The sequence below is a fragment of the Pseudomonas sp. NFACC46-3 genome, assembly GCF_900114515.1.
In the GTDB taxonomy this organism is placed as follows: Bacteria; Pseudomonadota; Gammaproteobacteria; order Pseudomonadales; family Pseudomonadaceae; genus Aquipseudomonas; species Aquipseudomonas fluorescens_Q.
In genome coordinates, this window is record NZ_FOTH01000024.1 from 21515 (window position 1) to 35184 (window position 13670).

The following is a 13670-nucleotide window of genomic DNA, read 5'->3' on the forward strand; positions in this document are numbered from 1 at the left end:
ATGGCTGATTCGATTTCGATGAAGAAACTGGTCACTCGTCTGTTGCTGGTGGTGGTGGCCATGTTCGTCTTCGGGTTTGCCCTGGTGCCGATCTACGACGTGATGTGCAAGGCGTTCGGCATCAACGGCAAGACCGCCGGGCAATACGAAGGCGAGCAGACCGTCGATGAGTCACGCCAGGTTCGCGTGCAGTTCCTGTCGACCAATTCGGTGGACATGCCCTGGGACTTCTACCCCAAGGGCGATCAGTTGGTGGTCCAGCCGGGGGCGGTGAACGAAATGGTGTTCGTCGCCCACAACCCCACCGACCGGCCGATGAGCGCCCAGGCGGTGCCGAGCATCGCGCCGAGCAACGCGGCGGCATATTTCCACAAGACCGAATGTTTTTGTTTTACCCAGCAAGTGCTGCAACCCGGCGAACGCATCGAAATGCCCATGCGCTTCATCGTCGACCGGGACATGCCCAAGGAAGTGAAGCACCTGACGCTGTCCTACACGCTGTTCGATATCACCGCTCGTCATCCACCGGTGGCTGTAAACACTGACCGATAGCGTGCCCGATAAGGAGAACAATAAATGGCAACTCACGAACACTATTACGTTCCGGCCCAGAGCAAATGGCCGATCATCGCCACGGTCGGGATGTTCGTCACGGTGTATGGCCTGGCCACCTGGTTCAACGACCTGAAGGCCGCCCGGCCGGATTCCCACGGGCCGCTGATCTTTTTCGTCGGTGGCCTGCTGCTGGCCTACATGCTGTTCGGCTGGTTCGGCGCGGTGATCAAGGAAAGCCGCGCCGGGCTCTACAGCGCCCAGCTCGACCGCTCGTTCCGCTGGGGCATGAGCTGGTTCATCTTTTCCGAAGTGATGTTCTTCATCGCGTTCTTCGGCGCCCTGTTCTATGTGCGCATGATCTCCGCGCCCGGCCTGGCGGGTGAAGGCACCAAGGGCCTGTCACACATGCTCTGGCCGAGCTTCGAGTTCGCCTGGCCGCTGCTGAACAACCCCGATCCGAAACTCTTCCCGGCGCCCAAGGACGTCATCAGCCCCTGGGGCTTGCCGCTGCTCAACACGGTGCTGCTGGTCAGCTCCAGCGTCACCGTCACCATCGCCCACCATGCCTTGAAAAAAGGCCATCGTGGCGCGTTGAAACTCTGGCTGGCGATCACCGTGCTGCTGGGTTGCGCCTTCCTGGGCTTCCAGGCCGAGGAATACATCCACGCTTATAAAGAGCTGGGCCTGACCCTGGGTTCCGGCGTCTACGGCGCGACCTTCTTCATGCTCACCGGTTTCCACGGCGCCCACGTCACCATCGGCACGATCATCCTCTTCGTCATGCTGATGCGCATCATGCGCGGGCACTTCGACAACGAGCACCAGTTCGGCTTCGAGGCGGCGAGTTGGTATTGGCACTTCGTCGATGTGGTGTGGATCGGCTTGTTCGTCTTCGTCTACGTGCTCTGAGGATTTACCAAGGCACGTGGGACACCAACTGGCCGCTGAAAAAGCCCCAGGCAATCAAGCCGACGGTGATAGCGGCCAGACCGACCCGAATCGCCAAGGCGATGACCAGGCGATTGGAACTGCTGTCGTCCTTGACCAGAAAAAACAGACCGCTGAACAGGCTGGCAATCGTGGCAATCAGCATCAGGACGATGGCTGCTTTTAGCATTAGGGACACTCCGGGGGGATGCAATGCACGTGAGTATAGCTATCCCGTTCGACGGCTTTCGGACGGCGCCATGAAACACTTTCGGCCGGGCATCGTGCCGTCGCTGGTGGTCGCCATTCTGGTGCCGGTGATGGTGTGCCTGGGGTTCTGGCAATTGAGCCGGGGCGAACAGAAACGCGTGCTCATGGAGAGTTACGCCGAGCGCCGCGTGGCCCCGCCGCTGGACAGCGCTGAGCTGCAACACACAACCGATCCAGCCTTCCGGCCGGTCAGCCTGCACGGCCAGTTCGACGCCGAACACAGTCTCCTGCTGGATAACCGCCAGCACGACGGCAAGGTCGGTGTCGAACTGCTGCAACCCTTCCTCGATCACGCCACCGGGCAATGGTTGCTGGTCAACCGAGGCTGGCTGCCCTGGCCGGACCGCCGCACCCCGCCGGTCTTCAACACGCCTGATGCACCGGTGAGCCTGCAAGCCTGGGTCTACGTCGCCCCTGGCGCCACGTTCCAACTGCACGCCGATCCGGCCGGGGCAGCGTGGCCGCGAACGGTCACCGCCATCGAGCCCGACAAACTCTGGGCCGAACTGGGTCGCAGCGGTTTCACCTATGAATTACGCCAACAAAACGGCCCCGGCGCCTACCGGACCGATTGGCCCGTGGTGGCCATGGGGCCGGAAAAACACCTCGGTTATGCCGTGCAGTGGTTCGCCATGGCGGCGGCGCTGTTCGGCCTTTTCCTTTATCTCGGATGGCACAACGCAGGGAGACACCATGGGAACCGCCATGAATCCAACCAACACGTCTGAAGCGTCCACGACGCCCAACCGTCGCAAGGGCCGTCTGCAATTGCTGCTGATTGTGCTCGGGGTGGTCGGCCCGATGCTCCTGGCCACCGTCATGTACAAATTCCAGTTCTGGGTGCCGGACAGCCGCAGCTACCACGGCGAACTGATCGGCACTGGCCAGACCCGCGCCGATATCGGCGTGCAGGCCGATGAGCAGCGCTGGCAGATCCTGGTCACGGCGCCGCAGGGCTGTTCGGTGGATTGTCACCAGTTGGTCTACCTCGCCCGCCAAGTGCAGATCGGCCTGGGTCGCGATGCGTCCCGCGCCAGCCACGCCCTGGCCGTCGCGCAACCGCTGGACGCCGAATATGACGCGCAACTGCAGCGCGAATACCCGCAGCTGCAACGTTATCCACTGGACCTTCCGGCCTATCAGAAAGGCGCCGAGGGCTCTGGCGGCGCACAGCTGTGGATCATCGACCCCCACAGCAACCTGGTGCTGCGCTACGACGCCCGGGTCAAGGGCAAGGACCTGCTCAACGACCTGCGCCATTTGCTGAAACTGTCGAACATCGGATGAGGGCATCGACATGGCCAAACCTGGATTTCGCCTCGCGCTGTTTGCCACGCTGCTGGCATTGATCGTCGTCCTGCTGGGCGCCTACACCCGGCTGACCCACGCCGGCCTCGGTTGCCCCGACTGGCCCGGTTGCTACGGGTTCATCAGCGTGCCCAAGAGCGAAGCCCAACTGGCCCATGCCGAGTTGCACTTTCCCGACACCCCGGTGGAAGCCCACAAGGGTTGGAACGAGATGGTCCATCGCTACTTCGCCGGGGGCCTGGGCTTGATGATCGTAGCGTTGGCGGCACGGTCCTGGATGAACCGCCACCGTCCGGGCCAGCCATTGAAGTTGCCACTGTTCCTGCTGGCCGTGGTCTTTGCGCAAGCGGCGTTCGGCATGTGGACCGTGACCCTGAAACTCTGGCCACAAGTGGTCACCGGGCATTTGCTGGGCGGCTTCGCGACGTTGAGCCTGCTGTTTCTGCTGACCTTGAGATTGTCCGGCGTGCTGCCGGCGCTGACCGTGCCCAAACGCCTGCAACACTGGGCCACCGCCGGGCTGCTGCTGGTGATCGGCCAGATCGCCCTCGGCGGCTGGGTCAGCTCCAACTACGCCGCCGTGGCCTGCATCGATTTCCCCACCTGCCACGGCCAATGGCTGCCACCGGCCGATTTTGCCAACGGCTTTCACCTGACCCAGCACATCGGCCCGAACTATCTGGGCGGGCAACTGGACAGCGACGCCCGCACCGCCATCCACCTGACCCACCGCATCGGCGCCTTGCTGGTGACCGTGGTGCTGCTGGGGCTGGCCTGGCAATTGAAAACCGTCGGCATGACCCGCCTGGCCGGGCTGGTGCTGACGGCACTGGCGGCGCAAATCACCCTGGGCATCAGCAACGTGCTGTTCCACCTGCCGCTGCCGGTGGCCGTGGCCCACAACGCCGGGGGCGCCGCGCTGCTGCTGACCCTGGTGCTGGTCAATTATCACGCCCGCACCAGCCTGCTCCGGGTCAAGCATCAAATCCCGCTGCGCTGGCGGTTCAACCCGCATAAACACAGCGCCAGCCCCATAACTATAAAAGGAGAGATGCCATGGCAACCTTGACCGGTGAACGCCACAGCCAAGCGATCTGGCGCGATTACCTGGAGCTGACCAAGCCCAAAGTGGTGGTGCTGATGCTGATCACCTCACTGGTGGGCATGTTCCTCGCCACCCGCGCCGGCGTACCGTGGACGGTGCTGGTATTCGGCAACCTGGGCATCGCCCTGTGTGCCGGCGGCGCGGCGGCGGTCAACCATGTAGTGGACCGGCGCATCGACGCGGTGATGGCCCGCACCCATAAACGCCCCTTGGCCGAAGGGCGGATTTCCCCAGCCGCCGCCCTGACCTTCGCCCTGGCCCTGGCCGTGATCGGCCAGGCCTTGCTGCTGGCCTTCACCAACCCGCTGACCGCCTGGCTGACCCTCGCCTCACTGCTCGGTTATGCGGTGGTCTACACCGGCTTCCTCAAGCGCGCAACGCCACAGAACATCGTCATCGGCGGCCTCGCCGGCGCGGCGCCACCGCTGCTGGGCTGGGTGGCGGCCACCGGGCATGTCAGCGCCGAACCGCTGCTGCTGGTGCTGATCATCTTCGCCTGGACCCCACCGCACTTCTGGGCCCTGGCGATCCACCGCAAAGAGGAATACGCCAAGGCCGACATCCCCATGCTGCCAGTGACCCACGGCGAGCACTACACCAAGGTCCATATCCTGCTGTACACCCTGGTGCTGCTGGCGGTGAGCCTGATGCCGTTCGTGATCCAGATGAGCGGCATGCTCTACCTGATTTGCGCGCTGGTGCTCGGCGCCCGGTTCCTGCAATGGGCCGTGGTGTTGTACCGTGGCAGTCGGCCGCACGCGGCGATCAATACGTTCAAGTACTCTATTTATTACTTGTTCCTGCTGTTCATCGCCCTGCTTGTAGATCATTACTTACTGTTGAGCCTATGACTCGAACCCAGAAAACCGTCTTCATCCTCGTGGCCGTGATCGCACTGATCCTCGGCCTGACCATCAACAAGGTGCTGTCGGGCAAAGGCCAGGGCGACCCGACCGCGCTGATCGACGCCGGCATCATCCTGCTGCCCCAGAGCCGCAACCTTCCGGACGTGAAAATGACCGACCAGGACGGCCAGCCCGTGGCGATGGACGAGCTTAAGGGCAAATGGAGCCTGCTGTTCTTCGGTTACACCTTCTGCCCGGACATCTGCCCCACCACCCTCGCCCAACTGCGCCAGATCAAAAGCGAGTTGCCGAAAGAGGCTGTGGATAAGTTGCAGATCGTACTGGTGAGCGTCGACCCGAACCGCGACACGCCCAAGCAGTTGAAGCAGTATCTGGGGTACTTTGATCCGCAGTTCATAGGGTTGACGGCTTCGTCGGTTGAAGACCTGCAAAAACTGGCGAATGCGGTGAGCATTCCGTTTATTCCGGCGGATACCAGTAAACCTAACTACACGGTTGATCACAGCGGCAACCTGGCGGTGATTGGGCCGGACGGTACTCAGCGTGGGTTTATTCGTGCGCCGTTGAATAATCAGAAGCTGGTGGCGCAGTTGCCGGAGATGCTGAAGCGCAAATAACGCCTCCAGAAGCATGCCGCTCAACTAAGCCGTGCCGATTCCTTGTGGCGAGGGAGCTTGCTCCCGCTCGGCTGCGCAGCAGTCGCAAAACCGGGCGACGCGGTTTGCCTGAAGAAATGCAGGGGCCTGCTGCGCAGGCCAGCGGGAGCAAGCTCCCTCGCCACAAGGGTTTGTGTCGGACCAAATATCCAGCCAACGCCGCCACCTGTGGGAGCGAGCTTGCTCGCGATGAAAACGACGCGGTTCCAGAACAGAAACCCCACCCGAATCGCTAAAAAACCTCCCTCCTACAGCCCTCACCTACACCCCTCTATCAAGCTACGCATCCTTGCGCCTTTGCCTACAACTACGCCAGAATCCGCCCGCTTGTGCGCCTTGTCCCTGGGCTCTATTGTTTTCCTGCCACTGCCCATCAGTGGTCGGGTTTAGTAGCCCGGTTCACACCTCGGTTGTACAAGTCTCATCAGTCAGGCATTTGCCTGTTCTTGATGGTGGCTGTGCGCATGGCGCCTTCGGGCGCGCCGGTTTTGGTGTGATTCGCCGGTCTACTAACTTGCGCACAGCCGCCACCCTACCGTTTAGTAGCGAGATGGAGCGGCTCCTTACGAGGATCACACCAATGTTCAAAGCTACTCCGAACCCGCCAGAAGTAGACTCCACCGCACAGTCCGCAAAATCCAAAGCCAAGCAGCAAGACGAAACCACCAAACGCGTGCTCGATCACTACTTGCTGCCGAAATCTGAAAAATCTAAAGATGAACCAAAACCGGGCCAGCTATTCACCATCGTGAAAGGCCTCGATAACGAATGCCTACTCGCCAACCTCAGCGAAACCCTGGCTTCGGCTGATGCGATGGTGAGTGATCTGGCGTTCGACCTGAAAGGCTCGCGGCGTCATTTGGCGCTGGGGATTCAGCAGTTGATTGAGCTGAGCTCGTTGTTGGCGAATCAGGTATTGGATAATGTGGAGCCGGGGCGGTAGGTAGGCTGTTCCCAACGGAAAAACCCGGCGTTCTGCGTCGGGTTTTGGTGCGTTCATCCATAGACGTGGACGAGTTCTCTCTAAACAAGAACTCTTCCAACAACAATCGCTCCTCACCTTCCACACAGCCCTTTTAGCGAAAGGCTGAAAACGGCCAGAAGGATTCGTGTCTATGGAACTTGGGGTAGTTTATTTCTGATTTAGCAGTGGATATGACAGACTTCGATTTTTTTGGACACCTTTCGAGAGACAATGTGACGATTCGACGGTTCAGAATCGGAGATGAGATTGCGTTGTTCCACGTCTTTTACTCTGCCATTCACGATATTGCGTCAAGAGATTACACCCACGATCAAATCGAAGCCTGGGCTCCTGCTGATCTTGATCCAGAGCTCTGGGCGAATCATCTTCGAGATCTCCGTCCGTTCGTGGCTGAGATCGACGGCGAAATAGTAGGCTACGCCGACATTCAACCGAACGGTTACATCGACCATTTTTTTGTGTCGGGTAATCATCCGCGGCGGGGAATAGGTTCTTTATTAATGAATCGCATTCATGAAGAAGCCAAGGTGCTTGGAATCAGCGAGCTTACTTCTCATGTCAGCAAAACGGCTGAACCATTCTTTGTATTGCACGGTTTTTATGTCGTAGAACGAGGATTTCCGATCCGTCGGGGCGTAACGCTTCAGAATGCGTTGATGCAGAAAAACCTGAAATGCGGCATATGAATATTCGGTAGAGGGGCAAGTGGCCGCTTTATTTCTGATACACGTGGGATGCAATTTCGCAAACAGGACTTTGGGTGAGTCACATTCACTGGAAACTGGATGTCAGCATCACTGGAATACACACCCGCCGTCAGGCACAGGTTAGCGGATAGCCAGGCAGGATGCACCGACCACTGTCGCTCGGCGTAACTGCGACATGACGTTCCCCGCCGTAATCACCGCCGTAGGCAACATTGGGCAACTGCTCGCGGCCAGCGCCTCTGCGACCCAGGTATTGCAGGTATAAAACAGCGAATAGCTACCCTCGGCCTGATAGAACCGGCTCTCTCCATACAGCCCAGGCCCGAGCACCACCAAGGTGCCCGTCGCTGAGTGGGTGAAGGTCCCGGCCACGAACGCGAGCAGTCGTTGGTAGCCGTCCTCCGTCACCCGCACTTCGATGACCTCGCTTGCGGCGAAACGCCGCCTGGGGTCCCCGTCAATCTTGACCGCATGCAGCACGGTTGCCGTCGACCCGAACAAGGCTCGCAGGGCGAGGCTCGAGGTGGCCTGTGGGGCTCGGTAAAAATCCTCGTCCCCCCAACCGAACTCAACGAAGTCGCCGTCGCTGAACTCTTCGGCCAGTGCGGGAAGCACCTGAAGTAGATCGGGGCGCGCAATGACTAACCCGGTATGCAGGCCATGATTCACTACATAGAAGGACCGCCAATCGCCACCCTCGCCCCTCGGCGGGTCCGACGCGGCAGCGCAGCCGAACAGCGTGAGGACCAGGGTCAGCACTACAATGCGCATACACAAGGGCTTGGAGGCTCGCTAACGAAACGTAGGAAAACCCAGCGGGGTTGGCGCTGTATCTCGGCCAGAAGCAACTATGGCGCTTAGACATTCAAAGCAGCAGACAGATAAGGGGACGGATTTATTTTAAAATCACACAGTCTGCTCCCTTATCCACCAACCGGACGACAGTCAGAGGATGGCAGGCAGTAGAGCAACTCCCCCGTCATGTAATCAAACCAATAGACGGATCTATCGAAATCGACTGCTTCGATATAGTCGGACAATAATCTAAAACCCTCGGAAAATATCTCCGCGCCAGACACTTGCCAGATTATGTCACCATCAATGGAGAGGCGAGTAATCTCCAGCTCACCGTGTGAGAGGAGAACTCGATGCTGATTTTCCCAGTAGATACCAAAGCAAGTCGCAGTATCGACCTTAGCGATCCACAGAATCTGATCGGGATGCTCTAGCGACAAGCAGGCTACTCGGTCGCCGGCTGCTATATAGAGCTTGTCATCGACCGCTGTCGCCGAATGCTCATGGATTGCGGTGCAGCCGCCTCCGGCACCTATCACTAGGATATTTTCACCATTCAGTTTCACCCCATGGACTGACGTGATCGACCCGTCCGTAAGGAGCAACTGGTGCGCATAGGCGTGCGTGTTGTCCGTGGATTTAAACGAGTACGTCGGCTCGTCAATGATCGTGATGAGCCCATATGGGGTTTGGATGTCCATCGGATTGCTGTTTTCTGACCCGTTTGCGATCAGAGTATGCCTCAGGTTTCACCTCGGGACAGAACACCTGCTTCGAGCGCCGCCGTCCTGGTTGGGAGATTAGGGGGCATGAGGCATCGCACCGCTGGCCTAAGGACATCCCTGAATCCTGATTATCTCAAGTGTGTCGACTGCTTGGCGTTCGGGGCTGTGGACCTTTTATGAGCGCTTCGCACTCAAGCGGGAGCAAGCTCCCTCGCCACGGGGGTTCGAGCCGCTGTCGGGAGCCCGGGCCGCTTTTGTCCGTGGGTCTCATCACCCGCTGCGTGCCGGTTTATCCCGTCCGGCACGCGTGTCCATTTTCCTGGCCTTGGTTTGACCGCTTAACTCAAAGACTCCGCAACCGACGCAGTCCCCCGCCCAATCAACCGCCCCAACACCCCACTCTCATCAAACAACGCCCCTTTCGCCGCCGCCGCATCAGAATCCGCCAGCAACGCCGCCAACCCCGCTGGCAACCCCACACTGATCAATACCGCCTCAAACTCAGCCTGCGGCAGGTTCTGATAAACCACCGGCTTGCCGGTTTTCTGACTGATCAACACAGCCAGCTCAGTCAAGGTGTAGCTGCTATCCCCCGCCAGTTCATAGACTTTGCCCGCCTGCCCTTCAGTGGTCAGCACCACCGCTGCGGCTTGGGCGTAGTCGGCACGGGGGGCGGAGCTGATGCGGCCCTCGCCGGCGCTGCCGAGCAGGACGCCATGTTCCACGGCGCTCGGTACGTTCGCCAGGTAGTTTTCGCTGTACCAGCCGTTGCGCAGCAATACGTGGGGCACGCCCGAGGCTTTCAAGGCGGCTTCGGTATCGCGGTGTTCAGCGGCCAAGCCCAAGGTGGAGGTGTCGGCGTGCAGGACGCTGGTGTAGGCCAGGAGCGTGACACCTGCGGCCTTGGCGGCATCGATCACGGCGCGGTGTTGGACAGCGCGATTGCCCAGTTCATTGGAGGAGATCAACAGCAGTTTATCGACGCCTTTGAGCGCAGCAGTCAATGTGGCCGGTTGGTTGTAGTCGGCGGTGCGTACCACCACGCCCCGTGCGGCCAGTTCCTGGACTTTGCCGGGGTCTCTGACCAGGGCGACGATTTGCTCGGCTGGCACGCGTTCAAGCAGGGACTGGATAACGAGACGGCCCAGTTGGCCGGAGGCTCCGGTGATGGCGATCATGACAAATACCTTGATGGGAAAAGGACGAAAAGCCATCCTAGGGACCTAAATAACTTTTTGTAAGTACGTACATAAAGGTAAGTACCGTGGACACCACCGCCGAAATTTCCGAACCGTTTAGCGCCGCTGTCCGACGTGGCGATGTGCAAAGCGCCGACTGCCCTTCTCGTGAAGTCCTCAAGCACATGACCAGCCGTTGGGGCGTGCTGGTGCTGGTCATGCTGCTGGGCGGGATGCACCGCTTCAGCGAACTGCGGCGCAAGATCGGCGGGGTCAGTGAGAAGATGCTGTCGCAGACGTTGCAGGAGCTTGAAGCGGATGGGTTGGTCGACCGCAAGTCGCTGCCAGTGGTGCCACCGCATGTGGAGTACCGCTTGACGCCGTTGGGTCGGGAGGCGGCTGAGCATCTTGAGGTGATGGTGAATTGGATTGAGGAGAAGATTCCGCAGATTATGGCGGTGCGGCGGGGTCGGTTGGGGGGTGAGGCGCAGGAGTGATTGGGGCTGCTCGGCGACAAGAGACAGGTCTATATTCAAGGGGTCTCCCCCTTCAATAACATTCGCGTGGATGCTTGCTCCTGCTTCTCCACCTTCTGAGAGTCAAGCCAGGGCCTGACCACCGCACCTCCAAGCCACATATCCTTGCGCCTTTGCCTACAACCGCACCAGAATCCGCCGGCTTTTCAGCCTTGCCCTCGGGCCCTATCGTTTCCTTAACACTGGCCGAGCCGGCATCGACGACACTCAGGCATGCTAGCTCCCCTCGGGAAAGTCATAGGCCCGGCCGCATCAAACTTTCGGCAGCTAGCTTTGGTGGCTCATGTTCACCGGTACACACCGCCTATATACTCAAATCATGGAACGTATCCAATCAATCAATCTCGCGCGGATAGACTGGTGTTGTACCGATCACGGTATGACGCGGGACGAGCTCGCCCGTGAGATCGGTATAGCACCTGCCAGCTTTGAAAAAGTGATGGCCGGCGAGACAGGGCTGACCTTCAACCAGCTGCGTAAGCTGGCGGCCGTTTTCGGGCGAGGTACCTTGTTTTTCATGGAGCCAGGGCCGGTCAACGAGGCAAAGGTGCACTCGCCGCAGTTCCGCACCTTGAGCAATCAGAAACCGGAACTTTCGCACCGCCTGAAGCTGCTGGTTGAGCGAGTGGAGCGTCAGCGCGCAGTGTTCCTTGCACTGCGTGAGGAGCTTGAACCGACGGAGGTCGTGCGCTTCTCGCCGCCCGACCTCGCAGGCCTGAGCATCCCCGATGCGGCCAGCCGTGTGCGTGAATGGCTGGGGCTGGCGAACCGTAACAATTTCGACAGTTATCGTAAGGCCATCGAAGCGCGCGGCCTGTTGGTCTTCCGCAGCAATGGCTACAACGGTAAATGGCAGATTGCGAAGGAAAGCCCGATCCTCGGTTTTTCACTCTACGACCCCGAATGCCCGGTAATCGTCATCAAGAAGCAGGATGCAGATACCCGCCAAAGCTTCACGTTGATGCATGAGTTAGGGCACCTACTTATTCATCGGGCAAGCTCAATTGACGATGAAGAGGATTTGTATTCGGCGGACGATGAAGAGCAAGAGGCGAATGCCTTTGCCGGCCATCTGTTGGTCCCCGATCGGTTTCTATTAAGCATTCATGACAATGAGCGCCCTGTTGAGGCGGCCGAATTTGATGGCTGGCTGGAACCACAACGCAGGGCGTGGGGTGTGAGCGGCGAGATGATCCTACGGCGTCTGATGGATGCCGGACGTTTGCCAAGCGAAGCCTATGTCGCATACCGACGGTGGAACAAGCAACGAGTGATGCCTGAAAAAGAAGGTGGCAGCCGAGAGCACCGCAATCGCGAACCCCGGCACATTTTTGGCGATGGTTACGTGCGCACAGTGCTGGATGCCTTGAACGCTCGTCGTATCACTCTCGCCAAGGCAAGCAGTTATCTCGACAACCTTAAGATCTCGGACCTGCACAAGCTGGAACGCTTCTATGCAGGTGTTTGATGCCTCATCCATGCTCTACGCGTGGGATAACTACCCTATCGCGCAGTTTCCGGGGCTTTGGGCATGGATGACGGATCGAGTGATGCAAGGGGTGATTCGGATGTCCGAGGTTGCCGCCGAAGAAGTTGGACACAAAGCACCGGAGTGCGTGACCTGGCTGAAAGAGGCAGGTCTGCAAACGATGCCCGTGACCGAGGCGATCCTATTGGAAGCCTTTCGTATCAAAGGATTGCTTGAGATCGAAGAAGACAAATACGGTGCTGGGGTTGATGAAAACGATCTATATATCATTGCCACCGCGAAGCTACATGGCTGCGAGTTGGTCACGGATGAGGCGTTTCAGCCTTCTGCGAACAAGCACAAACGCAATTGGAAGATTCCTGCTGTTTGCAATATGGAAAGTGTGCAGACCCCCTGGATCAACTTCCTCGACTACATCAAGCGATCCCAAGCGGTTTTTGGATGATGACTTCAAGTCATTTGAGTAAAAAATCGGGCAGATTTAGCGTTCTGTCTGTTGCCAGAGATGTCGACTGATACGGCCCCATCGCGAGCAAGCTCGCTCCCACAGGAGATGGTGCATGGGCGTTAATAGAGTGGCGCTTTTTGGGGGGCTTCGCATAAAAAACCCGGCGTCCTGCGCCGGGCTCTGGATCAGTAGACCCGTGTTAGTGTGATCATCATTTGGAACTGACCTGCGCCGCTTCAACGATCAGCTCTGCCACTTTATCCGGGTTGGACGTCATCACTACGTGGGACGCGCCCTGGACAGTGACGGTCTTCTTCGAACCTGCACGGTCGGCCATGAACTTCAGGGCGGCCTCGGGGATGTTTTTGTCCGCCGAACCGTAGATGAACCAGGACGGCGTTTTTTTCCAGGCCGGTTCGCCCGACGCTTCCTTCAAGGCCGCCTCGCTGATGGGCCGTTGTGTGGCAGCCATCAATGCGGACTCGGTCGCCGGCACGTCGGCGGCAAACTGTTGGCCGAACTTGTCCTGCTGGATGTAAAGGTCCTTATTGCCGTCGTCCAACTGCACCGGCGCGGCCAGGGTCGGCCCAAGGGTGCCGCCAGGGTAGCGACCGGAGAGTTCGATGGCGGTTTCGCCTTTGTCCGGCGCGAACGCCGCGACGTAGACCAGCGCCTTGACCCGGGGGTTGTCGTGCACCGCGTTGGTGATCACGGCTCCGCCGTAGGAGTGCCCCACCAGGATCACCGGGCCGGCGGTGTGCTCGACGATGTCGGCGACATAGTCGGCGTCCTGCTTCACGCCGCGCAGCGGGTTAGCCGCTGCCACCACCGGGTAACCCTGGTTCAGCAACCGGGTGGCCACGCCATTCCAACTGGACGATTCGGCGAAGGCGCCATGCACTAGCACGACGGTGGGCTTGGCGGCGTCGGGTTGCGCTGCGGCGCTATGGAGTGATGTCAGGGCCAGTGCAGCGGTGAGGGTGACGGCCAAGAGAGATTTGATAGTGCGCATGATCATTCCTTTTCTTTGATGGGTATGCCGTGCCCATGTGCCGTCCTGGCCGACACATGAGCGGGTGCGATGGGCTTACTTGCTCAGGAAGTGGTTGAGGCGGTCCTT

At 59.4% G+C, this 13670-nt stretch carries 17 protein-coding genes; 12 read left to right on the forward strand and 5 right to left on the reverse strand.

What is annotated here, in order from left to right; all coding sequences use genetic code 11:
• Positions 1-552 carry a cytochrome c oxidase assembly protein gene (locus BM300_RS21405; RefSeq protein ID WP_092148774.1) on the forward strand — a complete coding sequence of 184 codons (552 nt, stop codon included), beginning with the start codon at positions 1-3 and terminating at the stop codon, positions 550-552.
• 24 nt (positions 553-576) lie between these two features.
• Positions 577-1464 carry a cytochrome c oxidase subunit 3 gene (locus BM300_RS21410; protein WP_063323569.1) on the forward strand — a complete coding sequence of 296 codons (888 nt, stop codon included), beginning with the start codon at positions 577-579 and terminating at the stop codon, positions 1462-1464.
• Positions 1465-1468: 4 nt separating this feature from the next.
• Here the strand turns inward: BM300_RS21410 and BM300_RS21415 are convergent, their stop codons facing one another.
• A complete protein-coding gene (locus tag BM300_RS21415) occupies positions 1469-1672 on the reverse strand; it encodes a twin transmembrane helix small protein (protein WP_092220971.1) in 204 nt (67 codons plus the stop codon).
• 70 nt (positions 1673-1742) lie between these two features.
• On the opposite strand from BM300_RS21415, the gene BM300_RS21420 reads away from it, so the two are divergent.
• The 7 genes from BM300_RS21420 to BM300_RS21450 all read left to right on the forward strand — a co-directional run bounded on the left by BM300_RS21420 (position 1743) and on the right by BM300_RS21450 (position 7358).
• The gene (locus tag BM300_RS21420) at positions 1743-2480 is read left to right on the forward strand and encodes an SURF1 family protein (protein WP_092463934.1); all 738 of its coding nucleotides are present in this window, start codon (positions 1743-1745) and stop codon (positions 2478-2480) included.
• Entirely contained in the window at positions 2446-3039 is a 594-nt protein-coding gene (locus BM300_RS21425) for a hypothetical protein (protein ID WP_092463973.1), read from the forward strand. Before BM300_RS21420 ends, BM300_RS21425 begins: the two co-directional genes overlap by 35 nt.
• 10 nt (positions 3040-3049) lie before the next feature.
• The gene (locus tag BM300_RS21430; RefSeq protein ID WP_092220977.1) at positions 3050-4129 is read left to right on the forward strand and encodes a COX15/CtaA family protein; all 1080 of its coding nucleotides are present in this window, start codon (positions 3050-3052) and stop codon (positions 4127-4129) included.
• Complete coding sequence (cyoE, locus tag BM300_RS21435) at positions 4117-5016, forward strand: heme o synthase (RefSeq protein WP_063323572.1); 900 nt, start codon at positions 4117-4119, stop codon at positions 5014-5016. The genes BM300_RS21430 and cyoE overlap by 13 nt, the downstream gene beginning before the upstream one ends.
• The gene (locus BM300_RS21440) at positions 5013-5648 is read left to right on the forward strand and encodes an SCO family protein (protein WP_092220983.1); all 636 of its coding nucleotides are present in this window, start codon (positions 5013-5015) and stop codon (positions 5646-5648) included. The genes cyoE and BM300_RS21440 overlap by 4 nt, the downstream gene beginning before the upstream one ends.
• 619 nt (positions 5649-6267) lie before the next feature.
• A complete protein-coding gene (locus tag BM300_RS21445; RefSeq protein ID WP_092463937.1) occupies positions 6268-6630 on the forward strand; it encodes a DUF6124 family protein in 363 nt (120 codons plus the stop codon).
• 212 nt (positions 6631-6842) lie between these two features.
• A complete protein-coding gene (locus BM300_RS21450; RefSeq protein ID WP_256575851.1) occupies positions 6843-7358 on the forward strand; it encodes a GNAT family N-acetyltransferase in 516 nt (171 codons plus the stop codon).
• A 141-nt stretch (positions 7359-7499) separates the two neighbouring features.
• On the opposite strand, the gene BM300_RS21455 is transcribed toward BM300_RS21450, so the two are convergent.
• From BM300_RS21455 to BM300_RS21465, 3 genes are all read right to left on the reverse strand, one after another.
• The gene (locus tag BM300_RS21455; protein WP_092463940.1) at positions 7500-8150 is read right to left on the reverse strand and encodes a DUF2459 domain-containing protein; all 651 of its coding nucleotides are present in this window, start codon (positions 8148-8150) and stop codon (positions 7500-7502) included.
• A gap of 152 nt (positions 8151-8302) precedes the next feature.
• Positions 8303-8875 carry a hypothetical protein gene (locus tag BM300_RS21460; protein WP_092463943.1) on the reverse strand — a complete coding sequence of 191 codons (573 nt, stop codon included), beginning with the start codon at positions 8873-8875 and terminating at the stop codon, positions 8303-8305.
• A gap of 362 nt (positions 8876-9237) precedes the next feature.
• Complete coding sequence (locus BM300_RS21465; protein WP_092463945.1) at positions 9238-10077, reverse strand: SDR family oxidoreductase; 840 nt, start codon at positions 10075-10077, stop codon at positions 9238-9240.
• Between the two features lie 86 nt (positions 10078-10163).
• Between BM300_RS21465 and BM300_RS21470 the strand changes: the two genes are divergently transcribed.
• From BM300_RS21470 to BM300_RS21480, 3 genes are all read left to right on the forward strand, one after another.
• Positions 10164-10574, forward strand: a complete 411-nt coding sequence (locus tag BM300_RS21470; RefSeq protein ID WP_256575852.1) for a winged helix-turn-helix transcriptional regulator — start codon at positions 10164-10166, stop codon at positions 10572-10574.
• A gap of 358 nt (positions 10575-10932) precedes the next feature.
• Positions 10933-12081 carry a helix-turn-helix domain-containing protein gene (locus tag BM300_RS21475; protein ID WP_092463982.1) on the forward strand — a complete coding sequence of 383 codons (1149 nt, stop codon included), beginning with the start codon at positions 10933-10935 and terminating at the stop codon, positions 12079-12081.
• A complete protein-coding gene (locus BM300_RS21480) occupies positions 12068-12547 on the forward strand; it encodes a DUF4411 family protein (protein ID WP_092463947.1) in 480 nt (159 codons plus the stop codon). Before BM300_RS21475 ends, BM300_RS21480 begins: the two co-directional genes overlap by 14 nt.
• Before the next feature lie 214 nt (positions 12548-12761).
• On the opposite strand, the gene BM300_RS21485 is transcribed toward BM300_RS21480, so the two are convergent.
• The gene (locus BM300_RS21485; RefSeq protein WP_092221574.1) at positions 12762-13562 is read right to left on the reverse strand and encodes an alpha/beta fold hydrolase; all 801 of its coding nucleotides are present in this window, start codon (positions 13560-13562) and stop codon (positions 12762-12764) included.
• Positions 13563-13670 lie beyond the last annotated feature (108 nt).